Here is a 19,567-nt window from a genome sequence, read left to right on the forward strand (position 1 = left end):
GGCGCAAGCCGCACAGGAAAGCCGCATTCTTGCCGCATTCCGACGGTAAGGTTTGCGCGACGTTCAGGGGCGATCATGACCAAAGCACTGCGCAAATCCTATCAGAGTTTTAGCTTCCTGTTCATGCTGAACTGGGATGTGTTGCTGAGTTTTGCCGTCACCGCTCTGGCACTGGCCGCTGGTGCCTATCTGGCGGGATTGTGATTCTGACAGACCGTCTTTTCACGCCCTAAAGGCCATCAAATGCCGGATGCGCTTTTTGGCCTTTTGACAACCCCATCCATTCCCGCTACTCAGCATTAAAGTCTTAAAATTCTGGGTTGAGAAAAAAATGACCGACGGGCGAGGCGCGGGCACATCCTGCGGGGGGCGTAAGTCTACAAACAAGATTTTGTGGCAATCGCTGACGTTTCTTTTCCTTTTTGTTGCCGCCAGCTTACTGGCTTTGCCGAACACGGCGCAGGCGCAAAGTTTCACCATCAACTCGTTCGAGGTGGAAGGAAACCGCCGCATCGAGACGGGAACGATCATCGCCAGAACGGGGATCGAACCGGGGCAAACCGTCACAACCGGACAGTTGAACGACGCGTTCCAGCGTTTGCTTGACAGTGGTGTTTTTGAAACAGTCGAACTGACCCCGCGCGGCACAACCCTGCTGATCGAGGTTCAGGAATATCCGACGATCAACCAGATCAGCATCGAAGGGAATCGTCGCGTCAAAGACGATGTCCTGCTCGAAGTGATTTCGTCCCAACCACGACGCGTTTTCACCCCTCAGGTCGCGGAAACCGACGCAGATCTGATTGCCGAGGTGTACTCGGCCCAAGGTCGGGTCGCCGCAACCGTAATCCCGCGCATCATCCGCCGCAGCGACAATCGCGTAGATCTGGTCTTTGAAGTCGCCGAAGGCACAACGATCGAGGTTGAGCGTGTCAGTTTCGTCGGCAACCGGGCCTATTCGGACCGCCGCCTGCGTCGGGTGCTGGAAACCAAACAGGCGACCTTTCTGCGTACTTTCTTCCGCAGCGACACCTTCATCGGTGACCGGATCGAGTTCGACAAACAGGTTATCCGCGATTTCTACCTGTCGCGCGGCTATATCGACTTCCGCGTGAACAGCGCAAATGTGGAATTCACCCGCGAGCGTGATGCCTTCTTCCTGGTCATGAATGTGACCGAGGGGCAGAAATTCTCGTTCGGCAAGATCACGACTGTCAGCGAAATTCCCGGCGTCGATCCGGCCCCGTATCAGGAAGCGCTGAAGATCAAACCGGGCGTGACCTATTCGCCCACGCTGATCGAAAACTCGATTGCCCGGCAGGAGCGTTTGGGGATCCGGCAAGGTGTCGATTTCCTTCGAGTCGAACCTCGGGTGACCCGCAACCCACGCGATCTGACGCTGGATGTCGAATTTGTCCTGAGCAAGGGACCACGCATTTTTGTTGAGCGGATCGACATTGAAGGCAACACCACCACGCTTGACCGCGTAATCCGGCGTCAGTTCGACACGGTCGAAGGCGACCCCTTCAACCCGCGTGAGATCCGGCAGGCAGCGGAACGCATCAACGCACTGGGCTTTTTTGCCGTGGCGAATGTCGAGCCGCGCGAAGGATCCTCGCCCAGTCAGGTTATTCTCGATGTGGATGTCGAAGAGCAACCGACCGGATCGCTCAGCCTTGGTGGTAGCTTCTCGGCCTCGGATGGTTTTGGGATCGCGATTGGCCTGAACGAATCCAACTTCCTCGGTCGCGGCCAGAACCTGGGTTTGACCCTGTCCACGGCGCAGGATTCCGAGCAATACACCATCAACTTTACCGAACCTTATCTGTTGGGACGTCGGCTGCGTTTCGATCTGGGCCTGGGTCTGGCCGGTACGAACTCGGGGTTTGCAAGCTACGACACCGAGCGCGTGTTCTTTAACCCGCAGCTGACTTATGCGATTGGCGAGCTGTCCTCGCTTCGCTTGCGGTACGGCTGGGAACGCAGTGAGATGACGCAGCAGGATGATGAGATCAACGGCGCTGTCATTTCCTCGGAAATCGATCAGGGCAAGCGGACGACCAGTTCAATCGGTGTGTCTTATGTCTATGACAGCCGTCTTGGCGGCCTGAACCCGAATGCCGGTGTGCTGTTCGAAGTTGGTGTTGATGCGGCCGGTCTTGGCGGCGATAACGAGTTCTTCAGAACAACCGCGCGCGGTATCGCACAGACCCGCGTCCTAAGCGAAGAAGTGGTATTGCGCGCGACACTGGAACTGGGTGCCTTGCATTGGACAGGCAACGATTTCAGCCGCACAATTGACCGCTTCCTTCTGGGGCCGAACACATTCCGCGGGTTTGAACCCGCGGGTCTTGGCCCGCGTGACCTGTCCAACGGTCAGGACGATGCCATCGGCGGCAACTACTACTGGGTTGCCCGGTTCGAGTCGGATTTCCCGCTGGGCCTGCCAGAGGAACTGGGTCTTCGGGGCGGTGTGTTCTATGACGTCGGGAACCTCTACAACATCGACAACGTGAACACGGCCGGGGCGAACATCGTGGGTGCCAACGGATCGATCCGTCACGTGATCGGCGTTTCGGTCCTGTGGGAAACGCCCTTCGGCCCGCTGCGGTTCAACTTCTCGAAAGCTCTGAAAAAAGAAGAGTTCGACAACGAGCAGAACTTTGACCTGACCGTTCAAGCCCGGTTCTGATCCGCGATGCGGTGGATTTGCAAACGTCTCATTCAGGGCCCTTTGGGGGCCCTGTGTGTTTTTCTGGCTCTGTTTGGCGTGACACCAGCGGTGGCGCAGCAATTGGGCGTCACGCAGACCGTTGTGCTGACAGTCTCAAGCGATCGCTTGTTCACCGAATCCGAATTTGGCCAGCGGGTGCTGCGAGAGATCGAGCAGGAAGGCACGCTGTTGTCCGAGGAAAACGAACGGATCGTTGCCGAGCTAAGCACCGAAGAAAAGGACCTGACCGAGAAACGTGCTGAATTGGCGCCCGAAGACTTCCGTCCTCTGGCCGAGGCATTTGATCGCAAAGTACAATCGCATCGCGAGGGTCAGCGCGCCAAACTGGATGCTCTGGGCCGCATCAGTGAAGAAAGCCGACAAAGGTTCTACGAATTGGCGCGCCCGGTTCTGATCGATCTTATGCGTGAAAACGGGGCGTCCATCATCCTAGAACGCTCCAGCGTGCTGCTCAGTTCGGACACGTCGGACATTACCAGCGCCGCGATTGAGCGTATCGATGCTGCAATCGGTGATGGAACCGGCTTGCAGGACGGGACAGGCGAATAGGTTTGCTTGCCCTTGGGGGCCTGTATTGCTAACCACGCTGAAACTGAGAATGCAAAACGGGACATTTGAATTATGACCACGGAAACCAAAAGCGCTGACATTCAGCTGATCCAGCGGATTTTGCCGCACCGCTATCCGTTTCTGCTGGTCGATAAGGTGGTCGATATCACCGATTACCACTCGGCCCGTGGCATCAAGAATGTCACCATGAACGAGCCGCATTTCCAGGGCCACTTCCCCGGAACCCCGATCATGCCTGGCGTGACAATTGTCGAGGCGATGGCTCAGACCGCCGGTGTTATGCTGGGCGTTGGCATGGATGTGATCGACACCGAACTGCTGATCTATTTCATGAGCATCGACAAGTGCAAATTCCGTCGCAAGGTTGTTCCGGGTGACGTGCTGGAAATGCATGTCGAGACGATCCGTGGCAAGAAGGGCGGCAAGCTGTTCAAGTTCAGCGGTCGTGCAACCGTTGAAGGCGAGGTTGCAGCGGAAGCTGAGTTTTCGGCCTATGTTGACTGGGACATGGAAAAGACAACATGAGCGGCATTCACCCCAGTGCAATCATCGAAGAAGGCGCCCAGATCGGGCAGGACTGCGTCGTTGGGCCGTTCTGCTACGTCGGGGCGCAGGTCCGGTTGGGGGACCGGGTCGAGCTGAAGTCTCATGTGGTTGTCACCGGCGAAACTTCGGTTGGCGACGACACGGTGATCTTCAATTTCTCGGTCATCGGTGAGATCCCGCAGGACCTGAAGTTCGGTGGTGAGAACACGCGGCTGGAAATCGGTCAGCGCAACCGGATCCGCGAACATGTGACCATCAACACCGGCACCGAAGGCGGCGGTGGTGTGACCCGCATTGGCGATGACTGTTTGCTGATGGCAGGTGTTCACGTGGCCCATGACGTTCAGATCGGCAACCGTGTGATCATGGTGAACCATGCAGGTGCGGCAGGTCATTGCATCATCGAGGATGACGTGATCGTGGGCGGAATCTCGGGCCTGCACCAATGGGTGCGTGTGGGTCGCGGGGCCATTATCGGCGCGCTGACCATGGTGCCCAATGACGTGATTCCCTACGGGCTGGTACAGGCACCGCGTGGTGAGTTGGATGGCCTGAACCTGGTGGGCCTCAAGCGGCGCGGCGTGTCGCGCGCTGATATTTCGGCTTTGCGGGCGGCGTTCCGCGAATTGTCGGGCGGCGAGGGCACCTTTCAGGAGCGCGCCCGCCGCGCGGGTGAGGATACCGAAAGCGAATATGTGCGCCGTATCGTTGACTTTGTGACAGGTGACACGGACCGGTCGTTCCTGACCCCAAGGAAGTAACCCCATGCTGGCATTGATTGCGGGAACGGGTGTTTTACCGGAGGAGGTTGCGTCTGCGCTGGCAGAGCGGCCTTTGATCTGTGCAATGGAGGGGTTTGAGCCCGATAACCTGACACCCGATCTGGTGTTTCCGCTGGAACAATTGGGCAGTTTCATCACCGACCTCAAATCGCGCGGCGTGACACGGATTTGCATGGCAGGCGCGGTTCGGCGACCCAAGGTGGATCCCGCGCGCATCGATGCGGCGACGCTGCCCTTGGTGCCAATCCTGCAACAGGCAATCATGTCTGGCGACGATGGTGCCTTGCGGGCGGTGATCGGCATCTTCGAGGATGCTGGCCTATCTGTTCAAGCCGCGCATGACATTGCGCCCGATTTGCTGCCTCCGCTTGGTTGCCTGACCGAGGCACAACCGTCCGAGGCTGATCTGGCTGACGCTGAGCGCGCCGCAACTGTCCTGCGCGCAATGGGCAACGCTGATATTGGACAGGCCTGTGCGGTTTCGCAACGGCAGGTGCTGGCCTTCGAAAGCATCTTTGGCACCGCCTGGATGCTGCAATCTCTGACTCAGCGGCCCGATGCCGGCGGCGGTGTGTTGTTCAAAGGCCCCAAACCCGATCAGGATCGTCGGGCCGATTTGCCTGCGATCGGACCCGATACCGTGGCGGGCGCTGTGGCTGCGGGCCTTACCGGGATTGTCATCGAAAAGGGCGGCGTTCTGGTGCTGCAACGCGACCGCGTGATTGCCGAATGTGACCGTCTGGGTCTGTTCCTTTACGTGCGCGAGCGGGCCTCCTGATGCGTGTTTTTCTGGTCGCCGGGGAACCTTCGGGCGACCGGTTGGGCGGCGCTTTGATGGAGGGGCTACGGACCCTCGTCCCCGAAATCGAATACGATGGGGTTGGCGGGCCGCTGATGCAGGCGCAAGGGTTGGAAAGCCGGTTCCCGATGGCCGAGCTGAGCGTCATGGGGCTGGTCGAGGTCCTGCCCAAGTTCTTCCACCTCAAACGCCGGATCGCTGAGACTGCGCAAGCGGTGCTGGACACGCAGCCCGATGTGCTGATCACCATCGACAGCCCCGATTTCTCGCTGCGTGTGGCAAAACTTGTGAAAGCGGCCAGCGACATTCGCACCGTGCATTACGTGGCCCCCAGCGTCTGGGCCTGGCGTCCGGGGCGGGCGGACAAGATGGCCAAGGTGATTGATCACGTTCTGGCCCTGCTGCCATTCGAGCCGCCTTATATGGAACGCGAGGGGATGGAGTGCGACTTTGTCGGCCATCCGGTCGCAAGCGAACCGATTGCGACCGAAACAGATATCCACGATTTCCGGGCCGCCTATGATCTGGGCGATGCGCCCATTCTTCTGGTCTTGCCGGGCTCGCGCAGGGGCGAGGTGGACCGGCTGGCCCCCGTCTTTGGGAAGGCGCTGCGGCAGTATCTCAAAACCCGACCAGACACGCGCGTCGTGGTGCCGGCCGTGGCCCATATGGTTGATACAGTGGCCGAGCATCTGCGCGACTGGCCCGGATCGCCAGTTGTGATCGACCCACGCGATATGCCCTCGGATCAGGCTGTGGCCCAGAAACGAGCGGCCTTCGCGGCGGCTGATCTGTCGCTGGCTGCGTCGGGGACGGTCTCGCTGGAGCTGGCGGCGCAGGCGACACCAATGGTGATTGCTTACAACTTGAACTGGCTTACGACCCTGATCGCCAAACGCATGGTGCAACTGGACACCGTGACACTGGTCAATCTGGTGTCGGAAACCCGGACGGTTCCCGAATGTCTGCTGGATGACTGCCAACCGGACAAGATCGCCGCTGCGTTGACGCAAGTTGCGGATGCACCGGATGCCCAGCGGCAGGCCATGGAGATCACGATGGAGCGTCTGGGCCGCGGCGGCGAAGCGCCGGGCCTACGGGCGGCCAGGGTGGTTTTGCAGCGCATGACAGCCGCAGATGGGTGAATACCTGCTCTTTGCGGTGTCCGCCGGGATCGCGATGGTGTCGACCAATCTCGATAATCTGGCGGTGCTGCTGGGGCTGATGCTGGTCATGGATCACAAGCGGGCCGTGGTAGGGTTCGCCGTGGCGCAGGCGATTGTGCTGTCGCTGGCTTTCGCGGTGGCCATCGGTGTCAGTCAAAGCGGCCTTCCGGGCTGGATCGGGTATCTGGGGCTGATCCCGCTGACCTTGGGGCTTCGCGGAATCTGGCAGCAGTTTTCGGGGGCCGAGCGACAGGCGGATGAACCCAACGGGGCCGTGACCTCGGTCGTGACCCTGTTTATTAGCTTGTCAGTGGACAGTTTCGCAGTGATGACCCCGCTGCTGGCGGATTCGGCCCCGGTTTTCCGGCTGGTCGCCCTGATCGGAGCGATTTGTGCTGCGGTTCTGTTGGCCTCGGTCGCTACGTGGGGTGCGCCTTATGCGCAAAACCTCGGGCCTCGTGTCGCGCGTCTGGATCGGATCGCGCCGTATATTATGGTCTGTGTCGGTCTTTACATCCTGCTCAATTCGCCGACCGACGTGCTTTGATCCGCCGTCTCGGCGTTGTGATCGCCGCGCTGTTGTCGCGGCGATCTGGCCCTGCAATATCCTGCGGCCAAAGGAGATCGCAGATGACCCGCATTCCCCCATTGACCGACGATCAGATGACCCCGCAGGCCCGCGCGGCCCATACCGAGCTGGGTGCATACGGCCCGTTCGACAACTGGGCGCGGGTGGCGGCCCATTGCCCGCCGGTGTTGGAACACGTGAGCGGAATGCTGACCGCATTGCGCGCGCAGGAAACTCTGCCGCGCCGGGCGCTGGAACTGGCGATGGTGACAGTGTCCAAGCTGAATGCCTGCGACTATTGCGTGTCACATCACGCGCCATTGCTGACGGTTGCCGGGCTCAGCCCAGAAGGCGCGGCGCGGTTGCCCGATGTTACAGATCACCCTGAACTGGACGCCTGCGACAAGGCGGTCGTGCTCTACGCTCAGGCGGTGACAACCCGCTCAGGCCGCATGCGCGACGCCGAGGTGTCCGACCTGCGGGAATGGTTCAGTAACGCGCAGATCGTCGAGTTGACCTGGCGCATCGCGCTGTGCGGCGCGTTCAACCGGTTCAATGATGCGCTGCAAATCCAGATTGAGCCCGAGGTCGATCCGGTCTCGGCTTAATACCCGCGCCAGATCCAGCCACCGCCATAGATGCGGCTGCCCTCATTGGCATAGAACACGCAGGCCTGACCCGGAGAGATGCCTTCCTCGGGCGTCAGCAACTCGACCTCAGCCGTGGTGTCCGACAGGGGGCGGATGATCGCCTCACGCGGGGGGCGGGTCGAGCGAACTTTGACCGACAAGTGCCATTCACTGCGTGAGGTGAAGGGTTCATCGCCCAGCCAGTTGATCTCGCGCACGGGAACGGTGCGGGTGGCCAGCATCTCTTTTGGGCCGACAACAACCTGTTTCTTATCCACGTCCAGCTTGACGACATAAAGTGGCTCGCTCAGCCCACCGATGCCAAGACCGCGCCGCTGACCAATGGTGTAGTGAATCACCCCGTCATGCTGCGCCAGAACACGGCCATCGGCGTGCACAATCTCACCCGGTTCCGCAGCACCAGGGCGCAGCTTCTCGATCACGCTGGCATAGTTGCCGTTGGGCACGAAACAGATGTCCTGACTGTCGGGCTTGTCGGCCACTGCCAGCCCATATTGCGCCGCCATTTCGCGCGTTGCGTCTTTGGAGGGCAGGTGGCCCAGCGGGAAGCGCAGGTAATCCAGTTGTTCGGGCGTGGTCGAGAACAGGAAGTAGGACTGGTCGCGGTTTGCATCCTCGGCACTGTGCAATTCCGGGCCGTTCGCGCCCATCTTGCGCTGAATATAGTGACCGGTGGCCATGCAATCAGCTTCCAGATCCTTGGCGGTTTCCAGCAGATCCTTGAATTTCACCCGTTCATTGCAGCGGATACAGGGCACCGGTGTCGCGCCGGCCAGATAGCTGTCGGCGAATTCGTCGATCACCGCGTCCTTGAAGATGTTCTCGTAATCCAGAACGTAATGCGGAAAGCCACGTTCCTCGGCCACGCGGCGCGCGTCGTGGATGTCGATCCCTGCACAGCATGCACCTTTCTTGGCCAGCGCCGCGCCGTGGTCGTACAGCTGCAAGGTCACGCCCACCACGTCATACCCCTGATCGGCCAGATAGGCTGCCACGACGGAGCTGTCGACGCCGCCAGACATGGCAACAACCACCCGCGTTTCCGAGGGAGGTTTGGCAAAGCCAAGCGAATTGAGTTGGGTCTCGGCGGCGAGGGCCATGGCGATTCCAGTCCGGGTTAAGAAAGACCGGCAGAATATAGGAAAATTCTAGACACTCTCAAGGGGCGGTTTCACCCGGCATTAAGTAGGCTGGTGCCAGCTTTGATGCAGCAGGAAAAGGGTTGAAAGATGTATTTGCACAAAGTTGAAGGACCGCGGTCCGTAACCCTGCCGGATGGAACGATTTTGTCCCGCGCCGATCTTCCGCCTTCGGACACGCGGCGCTGGGTGGCCTCGCGCAAGATCGTAGTCGTACGCGGGGTGCTTTATGGGCTGATTACGCTGTCAGAGGCCAAGAAGCGCTATGGCATCAGCGATGAAGAGTTCAACACCTGGGTCGCAGCGGTTGCCGAGCACGGTGTTGAGGCGCTGAAAGTCACCGCCTTAAAAAAATATCGACAACCTAAAGGAGAAAGTGAATAAATGATTCAACGGTAACGTCAGATTAACCATTCTTGGTCAGGTTTAATTTTAATTGGAATATTTGACCCGAATTGGAGCAGTGAAATGAGAATACTTCTTGTCGAGGATGATCCGACCACGTCCAAAAGCATCGAACTGATGCTGACGCATGCAAACCTGAACGTGTATGCGACGGATCTGGGGGAAGAGGGGATCGATCTGGCAAAACTCTACGATTACGACCTTATTTTGCTGGACCTGAACCTGCCGGACATGAATGGGCACGAAGTTTTGCGGCAATTGCGGATCGCGCGGGTAGAAACGCCGATTCTGATCCTGTCGGGCGCCGATGATACCGAGAGCAAAATCAAAGGGTTTGGCTTCGGGGCTGACGATTACCTGACGAAGCCGTTCCACCGTGAAGAACTTGTCGCGCGTATTCATGCGATCATCCGCCGCTCCAAAGGGCATTCACAATCGGTGATCCACACGGGCCGCGTCGCAGTTAATCTGGATGCAAAAACGGTCGAAGTGGATGGCAAAACGGTTCATCTGACCGGCAAGGAATACCAGATGCTGGAGCTGTTGAGCCTGCGCAAGGGGACGACTCTGACCAAAGAGATGTTTCTGAATCATCTCTATGGCGGCATGGATGAGCCCGAACTGAAAATTATCGACGTTTTCATCTGTAAGCTGCGTAAGAAACTCAGCAACGCGACCGGTGGCGACAATTATATCGAAACCGTTTGGGGCCGTGGCTACGTTCTGCGCGACCCGCAAAGCAACACGGTGGACGAGACCCGTATGGCCGTCGGCGCCTGATACAAGAACACCTGTGCCGCCGGTGGTCCAGGGCGGCACCCGCACTCACGGATCAGCACGTCTGGACCTGGCCATGGCCTCGCCCTATCACTGATGTCCAAGAAGACGTGACAGGGCGAGGCCATGAGCAACTCCATTACACCCGCAGACATGACCGAAGACGAGGCCCGCGCCGAGCTAGAGCGTTTGGCCAAAGCGCTTTTGCGGGCCAATCGGTTGTACCACGCCGAAGACGCGCCCGAGATTTCGGATGCGGAATACGATTCTCTGAAACGCCGCAATGCCGAGATCGAGGCGCAATTCCCGCACCTGAAACGCGCCGACAGCCCCAGCGAACAGGTCGGCGCCCGGGCCGCAGACGGATTCTCCAAAGTCACCCATGCGATGCGCATGATGTCATTGGGAAATGCCTTTGATGACGAGGACGTAGGCGATTTCGACCGGTCGATCCGAAAATACCTCGGGTTGGCCGCAGGCGCGCCGCTGGCCTTTACGGCGGAACCCAAGATCGACGGTTTGTCCCTGTCCTTGCGTTATGAGGACGGTGAATTGGTTCAGGCCGCAACGCGTGGCGATGGCGAGGTGGGCGAGAATGTCACCGCAAACGCCCGCACGGTTTCGGACATCCCGCAAAGGATCAAAGACGCGCCAGCCGTTCTGGAGGTTCGGGGCGAGGTGTATATGTCCCACGCGGATTTCGATGCACTCAACCAGCGCCAGACGGAGAGCGGAGGGAAGACATTCGCCAACCCCAGAAACGCGGCCGCCGGGTCCTTGCGACAACTGGATGCGGAAATCACCCGCGCGCGACCTTTAAGGTTTTTTGCCTATGCCTGGGGCGAGGTGTCAGAGCCGCTGGCGGACACTCAGATGGGTGCAATTGAACGGCTAAAGGATTTTGGGTTTTCGACCAATGCCTTGACGCGTCTTTGTAATGCGACAGAAGATATTCTCGCGCATTACCGCGATATTGAAGCGCAGCGATCGACCCTTGGGTATGACATCGATGGGGTCGTCTACAAAGTGAACGACCTGGCGCTGCAAGCGCGGTTGGGGTTCCGGTCCACGACGCCTCGCTGGGCCATCGCCCATAAATTCCCCGCTGAACTGGCCTGGACCCGGTTGGAGGCAATCGACATTCAGGTCGGGCGCACCGGTGCCCTCAGCCCCGTGGCGCGCCTGCATCCGGTGACGGTGGGCGGCGTCGTCGTATCCAACGCCACTTTGCACAATGAAGACTATATTGCAGGTCGGGACGCCAAGGGTGGCACCATCCGCGACGGCAAAGACATTCGGGTCGGCGATTGGGTGCAGGTCTATCGCGCCGGGGACGTGATCCCCAAAGTGGCCGATGTCGATCTGACCAAACGCCCGGCAGACAGTATCGCGTACGCTTTCCCGCAAGAATGCCCCGAATGCGACAGTGCCGCCATCCGCGAAGATGGTGATGCCGTCCGGCGCTGTACCGGCGGGCTGATTTGCCCTGCGCAAGCGGTTGAAAAACTGAAACACTTCGTATCCCGGAAAGCGTTCGACATCGAAGGGCTGGGGGCCAAACAGATTGAGATGTTTCATGGCGATGAGGTTCTGCCAATCAACACTCCGGCGGATATTTTCACGCTGCAGGCGCGCGACACGGGCAATCTGGCTCGGCTCAAGAACCGGGATGGATGGGGTGAGACGTCGGCCAGGAACCTGTTCGACGCCATTGACGAGAAACGAACCATTGAACTGGGGCGCTTGCTGTTCGCCCTCGGCATTCGCCATGTCGGAGAGGTTGGCGCGCGCGACTTGGCGCTGCACTACCTGACTTGGGAGGCCATGGCGCAGGCGATTGATGCGGCCCGCCCGGCCGCACTGGCGCAGCGGCGTGCTGATCAGGCCGAAGAGGCCGAACGCATCGCCGCCACCGAAGAAAACCGTCGGGCCCGCGTTAAAGAAACACGCGACGCTGCAATCGCAACTTCGGATGTACCCGAGGCCGCTGCCACGGCCTGGTCCGATTTGATTGGCATCGACGGCATCGGCGCAACGCTGGGCCTGTCCCTGTCGGATGCTTTTGCCAATTCGGATGAGCGCCGCGCTTTCGATGACCTGATCCGGCATTTGACGATCATATCACCCGACGCCCCTGCATCGGACAGCCCGGTTGCAGGCAAGACGGTCGTCTTCACCGGAACGCTGGAAAAGATGACCCGCGCCGAGGCCAAGGCGAGGGCTGAGGTTTTGGGTGCCAAAGTCTCAGGCTCGGTCAGCAAAAAAACCGATTTGTTGGTGGCCGGGCCCGGGGCAGGATCCAAGGCCAAGAAAGCCGCAGAACTGGGCATCGAAACGCTGGATGAGGATGGCTGGCTGCAGCTGATCGACGGCGCATGAGCGGACGGCCCGAACAACTTTTCCCGCTGTTTGCCGGGTTGGAAACGCTGGAGGGTGTCGGCCCCAAAACCGCACAGGCCATGATGCAAAGCGGGATCGAAAGCCCGCGCGATGTGCTGTTTGGGCTGCCATATGCCGTGGTTGACCGGCGCAGGCGTGACACGATCCAAGGGGCTGATTTGCCGACAACTCTGACGGTTGAGGTGACTGTTGGCCCGCACCGTCCGCCCCGAAACAAGGGCGGGGCCTATCGGATTCATGTCGAGGACAGTCAGGCCGATTTTCAACTCGTGTTCTTTCACGCACGCGGCGACTATCTGAAGAAGGTGCTGCCGCAAGGATCGCGCCGGGTGATCTCGGGCAAGTTGGAGCTGTTCGACGGGATGGCGCAGATGGTGCATCCCGATCACATGCTGCCGGTTGAGCAGGCGCGCGACATTCCCGAATTCGAACCGGTCTATCATTTGACGCAAGGGGTGACGCAGAAAACGGCGTACAAGGCCGCGCGCAGTGCGTTGGCCCGCGCGCCTGAATTGGCCGAATGGATTGATCCGGCACAAGTGGCCCAACAAAAATGGACAAGCTGGCATGATGCGGTTCACGCCGCCCATCATCCGCAGGGCGCCGATGATGTGGCCGCGTTCTCTCCGGCCCGGGAACGTTTGGCTTATGATGAGCTGTTGGCGCATCAGTTGACCCTGGCTCTGGCGCGTCAGATCGAACGCAAGGCGAGGGGGATCTCCAGCGTTAGCACCGGGGCGTTGCAGTCCAGAGTTCTGCGCAGCCTGCCGTATCGGCCGACCGGGGCGCAAACCCGCGCGATTGAAGAGATCTCGGCCGATATGGCATCTGATCTGCGGATGAACCGGTTGCTGCAGGGCGATGTAGGGGCGGGGAAGACACTGGTCGCGTTCATGGCGCTTCTGATCGCGGTTGAGGCTGGCGGGCAGGGCGTGATGATGGCCCCGACCGAGATTCTGGCCCGTCAGCATCTGGAAGGCCTGCGCCCCTTGGCCGAAGAGGCCGGAGTCGTTCTGGAAATCCTGACCGGACGCGACAAGGGGTCCGAGCGTCGCGCCAAGCTTGAGGCTTTGGCGCGTGGCGATATTCAGATTCTTGTCGGCACCCATGCAGTATTCCAAAGCGACGTGGCATTTAGAAACCTGCGGCTCGTCATCGTTGACGAACAGCACCGGTTCGGGGTGCGTCAACGGATGGAATTGTCTGAAAAAGGGCAGGGCGCCGATGTCTTGGTGATGACCGCGACACCGATCCCGCGCAGTCTGGCGCTGGCGCAATATGGCGACATGGATGTTTCAGTTCTGGACGAAAAGCCGCCCGGGCGAAAGCCGATCAAAACCGCGATTGTCAGCACTGGGCGCATGGATGAGGTCGTCGCCCATCTGCGTCGCGCGATTGATGAGGGGCGACAGTGCTATTGGGTGTGTCCCTTGGTCGACGAATCTGAGGTGTCGGATCTGACCGCGGCCGAAGAACGGTTCAAGCGTCTGCGGGCGGTGTTGGGCGAAGGCATCGTTGGGCTGGTGCATGGTCAGATGCCGCCCGCCGAAAAAGACGCGGCCATGACAGCGTTTCAGAACGGGGACACCAAGGTTCTGGTGGCCACGACGGTCATTGAGGTCGGTGTGAACGTACCCAATGCCACGATCATGGTGATTGAACGGGCCGAGATCTTTGGTCTGGCGCAACTACACCAGCTGCGCGGTCGGGTTGGTCGGGGCGACGCGGATTCGACCTGTTTGCTGATGTATCAAGCGCCGCTCAGCGAAGGCGGGCGCAAGCGGCTGGAAGTGCTGCGCGAGACCGAGGACGGCTTTCGCATCTCGGAAACCGATTTGCAGATGCGCGGGGCGGGCGATCTGATCGGCACGGCGCAATCCGGGTTGCCGAAGTTCCGCATTGCCGATCTGGAGCGGCAGGCCGGGTTGATGGCGGTTGCGCAATCCGATGCCCGCGCGTTGCTGAATGCGGACCCGAAACTGACCTCGGACCGGGGCAAGGCCGCGCGTGTTCTGCTATGGCTTATGAAACAGGATCAGGCGATCCGTTTGATTTCAGTGGGTTAGATCATAAATCCCGTAAAGTTCACAAATGTTCTCAAAAAGTTCTTTACCGACTCGGCAAAATATGAGAACAAAAAGTCAACAAAGGATTAAATCCCTGACCGGAGGTGACCCATGCTGACCCAGATCAAGACAGTCTTTACCCGCTCGCAACCGACGATCCTGCAGGATGCGGTGGGTGTGGCCTCCTTGGTCGTTATGCTGATGGTTGCCCTTCACCTTCCGATTGGATTCTAAGCCTTTCTGCCTGCGCTCTCGTGCCGATTAACCCGCGCCTGTCATCCCCAATACGATCAAGGGTGACCTGCCTGTCCCAAACCCCTTGAAGGGGCCATGCCTCGGCCCCGCGCGGTGTCCCGGACCCCACACGAGAAACGCATTGCCTGCCGCCGCCCTTTCCGCCCGGAAGGTGCGGCGGTTTTTTTTTATAGCTGACCGGTTTTCATGATTTCCAGCATCGCAGACAGCACCGAATTGACTGCGACCGAGGCCAGAATCATTCCCATCACCCGGCTGATAATCGCGGCACCGGAATGTCCGATCAGGCGAATGATCGGCTCGGCCAGCAACATCAGGACAAAGGCAATCACCAGAACCGACAGCATGACCAGCGCAGTAATGCCCTGATCTGCCGCGCTGTAACGGTTGTTGTCGGTCAGGATCACAATCGCCAGCATCGCGCCCGGTGAGGCAAGGGACGGCACGGCAAGCGGAAAGATGGCCGGGTTATGCGTGTGGGTTTTGTCGTCCTTATCATCCTCGGCGGCGCGTTGTTCCATGTCCTGCTTGCTTTCGCCAAAGATCATGGTCAGCGCGAAAAGGAACAAGATGATCCCGCCGGCCACCTGAAATGAATTCAGGCCGATATCCAGCGCCTCGATCAGCAACTGGCCGAACACCAGGAAGAACAGCAAAACGCCGGCGCTGATCAAGGCGGCCAGAACAGCGGTGCGCCGTCGCGCGGCGGCCTCAAGCCCGGCTGTGACGGCGATAAATACGGGAATCGTCCCGATGGGGTCAATCACGACCCACAATGTCACGAAATGTTCGAGTAAATTGTTCACACCCATCTCTCCGCCAAATTGTGACTGACGTTAGACGGGATTGCCGCAAAACGCTACGATCAGGCGCAGTTGGCCTGTTCAGCTTGCGCAATTGCTTCGGCGGTGGCGTCAAGACACAAAAGGATCGAGGCGTGGCGGTTCTTATAGTCCCGCGCAGGTATCAGCACCTCTAACCCGTCAAACGGCGCGTCGGGGACCGGCCCGTCTTTTTTCAGCATCGCAGCCAGTTGATCCCGAGCGGTTTCGATCTGCGCCCGCGTGGCCCCCAATACCGCGTCTCCGACAACCGAAGCCGATGCCTGACCCAATGCACAGGCTTTCACGTCCTGCCCGAAAGCGGCGACTCGGCCATCCTGCACCTTCACGTCAACGGTCACGGTCGAACCGCACAGCGGAGACCGTTTTTTGACCGTCGCATCGGGGTTATCCAGCCGATCCAGATGCGGAATATCCGCCGCGAGCGCCAGAATGCGTCCGGAATAGAGCTTTATCAGATCGTTCTCGCCGCTCATGGCTTTCCCTCGTTGCGTGTTCCCCATACATAGTGGTCAGCCCCCGGGATGCAAAAGGTTTTTGTCATGTCTGACCCTGTCGTGTTTGACCCATCGACTTTGAAATATAACGAGGCTGGCTTGATCCCCGCCATCGCGCAGGATCACACATCCGGCGAAGTGCTGATGATGGCCTGGATGAATGCGCAGGCGGTGAAACGCACGTTGGAAACAGGGCGCGTCACCTATTGGTCGCGGTCGCGGCAGTCCTTCTGGATCAAGGGTGAATCTTCGGGGCACACTCAGGAACTGGTCGACTTCCGTGTCGATTGTGACAGGGACTGCCTGTTGGTTCTTGTTGATCAGAAAGGTCCCGCTTGTCACACCAACCGGCGCAGCTGTTTCTACACGGCCATCCGGGACGGAGTTGAGACCGAGTTGATGAAACCGATGGAGTGAATGGCGCAAGCGCCATGCCTTCGGCGAGAGTATTTTAAAAAAGATGAAGCGCGGTCAGAGGCCGACCATGGCGCGGATGTCCTGAGGGGACGCACCATCGGATCGGTATTTCGAGATCGCGCGCGCGTCGTCGCGTTTTGCCAGCCGTTTTCCATTTTCGTCCCGGACAAGGTCGTGGTGGAGGTATTCAGGCGTCGGCAGGTCCAAAAGGGCTTGCAGCAGTACATGGATGCGGGTGGCTTCGAACAGGTCCTGGCCGCGGATAACCCGTGTGATGCCTTGTTCGGCATCGTCCAGCACGACGGACAGATGGTAGGATGTGCCCATGCCCCGGCGCGCGAGGACCACGTCACCGATGGTCTCGGTTAATTCCTCGGGTGTGAAGATGACAGTACCCGTTTCGCCGTTTGGCCCCTGGCCGAATTCGGTAAATTGACCTGCAGCTGGGTTTTTATCGAAGACGTGGCGCGCGGCTTTGGCCATGTCCAGTCGTAGTGCCTCGGTCCTTGGTCGGGGCGATGTTCCCCGCGTTTGGGGGCGGTTCCGGCAGGTTCCGGGATAGATCAAACCGTCCGGACCAAGCAGCGGCGCGCCCTCTTGCGGGGCGCTGACCGCCGCCCCGATGTCTTTGCGGTTGCAAGTGCAGGGATAAAGAAAGCCGCGTTGCCAGAGGCTGTCCAAAGCCGCGTCATAGATGGATTGCCGCTGCGACTGGCGCAGCGTCGGCTCGGGCCAGTCAAGGCCCAGCCAATGCAGGTCGTCATAGATCTGCTCTTCCCAGTGAGGCCGGGATCGGGATTGGTCGATATCTTCGATCCGCAGCAGAAAGGCACCGCCCTCGGCAGCCGCCATGTCACTGGCCAGCAGCGCCGAATAGGCGTGACCCAGATGAAGGGGACCCGTCGGAGAAGGCGCGAAGCGCGTGGTAAAAATCACGTTTTTTCTAATACATACACGTCAGATTTCATGTCCAGGCCGGGTAAATGCGGGCCATGTTCCCGGAACAGAAGACGCGCAGCCCCCATATCGAGCCAGTCGTTCAATCGTGACGTGTAGCTGTGATCCGCAAGCGTATGATCGTTAAAGGAAAAGGCCAGCTTTCCACCCTTGGGAAGCGCGTGCATAAGCATGTCCAGAGTTTCCGGCGGGGCGGCCCCCGAACCAATCACACCGATAGCCGTGATCGCCGCATAGGCATCTGGGGTCAACGGTGCGGGTTCGGTAATTTCAAAGCTCTTGAGATCCCGGTAAACAGCTTTGTCGCGCGCAACCTTCAGCATGTTTTCGGTTGGGTCCATGCCATCAAGCACCTCGAACCCGGCCTTGCGAAGCGCGACGCCGGACAGGCCGGTGCCACAGCCGTAATCCAGAACTGGCGTCAGGGGTTCCGGCATTTTCGACCAGAGCGCCTGGGCCACGCGGTCGGGGGTGGCATAGCCTTGCTCGGCCACCTCGGCCTCGTAGGTCGCGGCCCATTTCTGATAGTGGGCTTCGGTTTGTTCGGGTGTTTCCAGATCGTAGGTGCTTTTAAAGAATTCGTCGCTCATAACCACATGGTAGGCTGATCAACGGCGTCGCGTCCAGTCAGCACGCGGCCAGCCAGTTGGTCCATTCTTCTTTGGCGCGATCTGTGTAGGCTTTGTAACGGTCTTTGCGGCCGCGACGGCCGCCTTTCAGGCCATCGACCGGGCGGAACAGGCCGAAATTTACGTTCATAGGCTGAAAGGTCTTTGCCTCGGCCCCGCCGGTGATGTGGTGGATCAGAGCGCCCATGGCGCTGTCTTGTGGCACTTCTGGCAGAGTGCGCCCCAGAATTTCAGCCGCTGCCAGACGACCGGCCAACAGCCCCATCGCGGCGCTTTCGACATACCCCTCGACCCCGGTGATCTGACCGGCAAAGCGGATATTCGGTTTGGTTTTCAACCGCATCTGCGCGTCCAGCAACGTGGGCGAGTTGATAAACGTATTGCGGTGAATACCGCCCAAACGTGCGAAACTGGCGTTTTCAAGCCCGGGGATCATGCGGAACACTTCGGTCTGTGCGCCGTATTTCATCTTGGTCTGGAAACCCACAATGTTGAACAGCGTGCCCAAGGCATTGTCGCGACGCAATTGCACCACGGCATGAGGTTTCACGTCCGGCTGATGCGGATTGGTGAGGCCGACAGGCTTCATCGGGCCGTGGCGCAGGGTTTCGCGACCACGCTCGGACATCACCTCGATCGGCAGACAGCCGTCAAAGTAACCTGCCGTCTCGCCTTCGTGAAACTCGGTCTTGTCGGCGGCCAGCAGGGCATCGATGAAGGCCTCATACTGGTCGCGGTCCATCGGGCAATTCAGATAGGCTGTGCGTTCCTCTTCCGTCTCGCCCTTGTCATAGCGTGACTGCATCCAGGCCTGGCTCATGTCGATGCTGTCAGCGTAGACGATGGGGGCAATGGCATCGAAGAAGGCCAGCGAGTCCGCACCGGTCTCGGCCCGGATTGCCTCACCCAAAGCCGGAGAGGTCAGGGGGCCGGTGGCAAAGATCCAATGCCCGTCATCGGGAAGGGATGTGACCTCTTCGTCCGTCACGGTTACACGGGGATGGGCGCGCAGCTTGGCGGTGACATCCTCGGCAAACGGATCGCGGTCGACGGCCAGTGCGCCCCCGGCGGGCAGGCGGTGCGCATCGGCGGTGGTCATGATCAGGCCGTTCGCGGCACGCATTTCCCAGTGCAGCAGGCCCACGGCGTTTTGTTCGTCATCGTCGGACCGGAAGGAATTCGAACACACCATCTCGGCCAGATTGCCGGTCTGGTGCGCGAATGTGCCGACATTGGGGCGCATTTCATGGATCACAACATCCACGCCCATCTCGGCGGCTTGCCATGCGGCCTCGGACCCGGCCATGCCGCCGCCCACGATATGCAAAACTTGTGTCATGCGCTGCCACATAGGGCAGGGGGCAGGCA

General features: G+C 59.6%; 21 protein-coding genes. 15 read left to right on the forward strand and 6 right to left on the reverse strand.

All coding sequences use genetic code 11. From position 1 onward, the window contains the following. The first annotated feature begins 75 nt into the window (after positions 1 to 75). The 9 genes from ACR0KJ_RS03645 (at position 76) to ACR0KJ_RS03685 (ending at position 7,773) form a co-directional block, all read left to right on the forward strand. A complete protein-coding gene (locus tag ACR0KJ_RS03645) occupies positions 76 to 204 on the forward strand; it encodes a hypothetical protein (protein ID WP_480581253.1) in 129 nt (42 codons plus the stop codon). 127 nt (positions 205 to 331) lie between these two features. Continuing rightward, complete coding sequence (gene bamA, locus ACR0KJ_RS03650; RefSeq protein ID WP_170450791.1) at positions 332 to 2,692, forward strand: outer membrane protein assembly factor BamA; 2,361 nt, start codon at positions 332 to 334, stop codon at positions 2,690 to 2,692. Positions 2,693 to 2,698: 6 nt separating this feature from the next. Beyond that, entirely contained in the window at positions 2,699 to 3,283 is a 585-nt protein-coding gene (locus tag ACR0KJ_RS03655; RefSeq protein WP_480625989.1) for an OmpH/Skp family outer membrane protein, read from the forward strand. Positions 3,284 to 3,355: 72 nt separating this feature from the next. Further along, positions 3,356 to 3,829, forward strand: a complete 474-nt coding sequence (gene fabZ, locus ACR0KJ_RS03660) for a 3-hydroxyacyl-ACP dehydratase FabZ (RefSeq protein ID WP_170450786.1) — start codon at positions 3,356 to 3,358, stop codon at positions 3,827 to 3,829. Continuing rightward, a complete protein-coding gene (lpxA, locus tag ACR0KJ_RS03665) occupies positions 3,826 to 4,611 on the forward strand; it encodes an acyl-ACP--UDP-N-acetylglucosamine O-acyltransferase (protein ID WP_170518503.1) in 786 nt (261 codons plus the stop codon). Before fabZ ends, lpxA begins: the two co-directional genes overlap by 4 nt. A 4-nt stretch (positions 4,612 to 4,615) precedes the next feature. Further along, positions 4,616 to 5,410 (forward strand): LpxI family protein, encoded by a 795-nt coding sequence (locus tag ACR0KJ_RS03670; RefSeq protein ID WP_480625990.1) that lies wholly within the window; start codon positions 4,616 to 4,618, stop codon positions 5,408 to 5,410. After that, positions 5,410 to 6,576, forward strand: a complete 1,167-nt coding sequence (lpxB, locus tag ACR0KJ_RS03675) for a lipid-A-disaccharide synthase (RefSeq protein WP_480625991.1) — start codon at positions 5,410 to 5,412, stop codon at positions 6,574 to 6,576. Before ACR0KJ_RS03670 ends, lpxB begins: the two co-directional genes overlap by 1 nt. After that, on the forward strand, positions 6,569 to 7,144 hold the full coding sequence (locus ACR0KJ_RS03680) for a hypothetical protein (protein ID WP_480625992.1): 576 nt from the start codon (positions 6,569 to 6,571) through the stop codon (positions 7,142 to 7,144). The genes lpxB and ACR0KJ_RS03680 overlap by 8 nt, the downstream gene beginning before the upstream one ends. A gap of 83 nt (positions 7,145 to 7,227) precedes the next feature. Beyond that, positions 7,228 to 7,773, forward strand: coding sequence for a carboxymuconolactone decarboxylase family protein (locus tag ACR0KJ_RS03685; protein ID WP_170518515.1), 546 nt, complete (start codon positions 7,228 to 7,230; stop codon positions 7,771 to 7,773). Here ACR0KJ_RS03685 and mnmA read toward each other — a convergent pair. Continuing rightward, a complete protein-coding gene (mnmA, locus tag ACR0KJ_RS03690; RefSeq protein ID WP_480625993.1) occupies positions 7,770 to 8,915 on the reverse strand; it encodes a tRNA 2-thiouridine(34) synthase MnmA in 1,146 nt (381 codons plus the stop codon). The genes ACR0KJ_RS03685 and mnmA overlap by 4 nt on opposite strands. A 129-nt stretch (positions 8,916 to 9,044) precedes the next feature. Here mnmA and sciP point away from each other — a divergent pair, with 129 nt between their 5' ends. From sciP to ACR0KJ_RS03715, 5 genes are all read left to right on the forward strand, one after another. Further along, the gene (sciP, locus tag ACR0KJ_RS03695) at positions 9,045 to 9,338 is read left to right on the forward strand and encodes a CtrA inhibitor SciP (protein WP_170450771.1); all 294 of its coding nucleotides are present in this window, start codon (positions 9,045 to 9,047) and stop codon (positions 9,336 to 9,338) included. A gap of 84 nt (positions 9,339 to 9,422) precedes the next feature. Continuing rightward, positions 9,423 to 10,139: a response regulator transcription factor CtrA gene (gene ctrA, locus ACR0KJ_RS03700; protein ID WP_170450769.1), complete on the forward strand. Its 717-nt coding sequence runs from the start codon at positions 9,423 to 9,425 to the stop codon at positions 10,137 to 10,139. A 123-nt stretch (positions 10,140 to 10,262) separates the two neighbouring features. Beyond that, positions 10,263 to 12,515, forward strand: coding sequence for an NAD-dependent DNA ligase LigA (ligA, locus tag ACR0KJ_RS03705; protein WP_480625994.1), 2,253 nt, complete (start codon positions 10,263 to 10,265; stop codon positions 12,513 to 12,515). Further along, the gene (gene recG, locus ACR0KJ_RS03710; protein WP_480625995.1) at positions 12,512 to 14,602 is read left to right on the forward strand and encodes an ATP-dependent DNA helicase RecG; all 2,091 of its coding nucleotides are present in this window, start codon (positions 12,512 to 12,514) and stop codon (positions 14,600 to 14,602) included. Before ligA ends, recG begins: the two co-directional genes overlap by 4 nt. 111 nt (positions 14,603 to 14,713) lie before the next feature. Next, entirely contained in the window at positions 14,714 to 14,836 is a 123-nt protein-coding gene (locus ACR0KJ_RS03715) for a hypothetical protein (RefSeq protein WP_480581227.1), read from the forward strand. Between the two features lie 188 nt (positions 14,837 to 15,024). Here the strand turns inward: ACR0KJ_RS03715 and ACR0KJ_RS03720 are convergent, their stop codons facing one another. Together ACR0KJ_RS03720 and ACR0KJ_RS03725 are read right to left on the reverse strand one after the other, a co-directional pair. Beyond that, positions 15,025 to 15,663, reverse strand: a complete 639-nt coding sequence (locus tag ACR0KJ_RS03720) for a MarC family protein (protein ID WP_170450764.1) — start codon at positions 15,661 to 15,663, stop codon at positions 15,025 to 15,027. A gap of 59 nt (positions 15,664 to 15,722) precedes the next feature. After that, a complete protein-coding gene (locus ACR0KJ_RS03725; RefSeq protein ID WP_170450762.1) occupies positions 15,723 to 16,175 on the reverse strand; it encodes an iron-sulfur cluster assembly scaffold protein in 453 nt (150 codons plus the stop codon). Between the two features lie 48 nt (positions 16,176 to 16,223). On the opposite strand from ACR0KJ_RS03725, the gene hisI reads away from it, so the two are divergent. Then, positions 16,224 to 16,613 (forward strand): phosphoribosyl-AMP cyclohydrolase, encoded by a 390-nt coding sequence (hisI, locus tag ACR0KJ_RS03730; protein WP_480625996.1) that lies wholly within the window; start codon positions 16,224 to 16,226, stop codon positions 16,611 to 16,613. 54 nt (positions 16,614 to 16,667) lie between these two features. Here the strand turns inward: hisI and gluQRS are convergent, their stop codons facing one another. The 3 genes from gluQRS to trmFO are packed head-to-tail and all read right to left on the reverse strand — an operon-like array spanning position 16,668 to position 19,538. After that, positions 16,668 to 17,549: a tRNA glutamyl-Q(34) synthetase GluQRS gene (gluQRS, locus tag ACR0KJ_RS03735; protein ID WP_480625997.1), complete on the reverse strand. Its 882-nt coding sequence runs from the start codon at positions 17,547 to 17,549 to the stop codon at positions 16,668 to 16,670. Further along, a complete protein-coding gene (locus ACR0KJ_RS03740; RefSeq protein WP_170450756.1) occupies positions 17,546 to 18,160 on the reverse strand; it encodes a methyltransferase domain-containing protein in 615 nt (204 codons plus the stop codon). Before ACR0KJ_RS03740 ends, gluQRS begins: the two co-directional genes overlap by 4 nt. A 37-nt stretch (positions 18,161 to 18,197) precedes the next feature. After that, on the reverse strand, positions 18,198 to 19,538 hold the full coding sequence (gene trmFO / locus ACR0KJ_RS03745; RefSeq protein ID WP_480625998.1) for a methylenetetrahydrofolate--tRNA-(uracil(54)-C(5))-methyltransferase (FADH(2)-oxidizing) TrmFO: 1,341 nt from the start codon (positions 19,536 to 19,538) through the stop codon (positions 18,198 to 18,200). Positions 19,539 to 19,567 lie beyond the last annotated feature (29 nt).

This window comes from Ruegeria sp. AD6 (assembly GCF_056542325.1).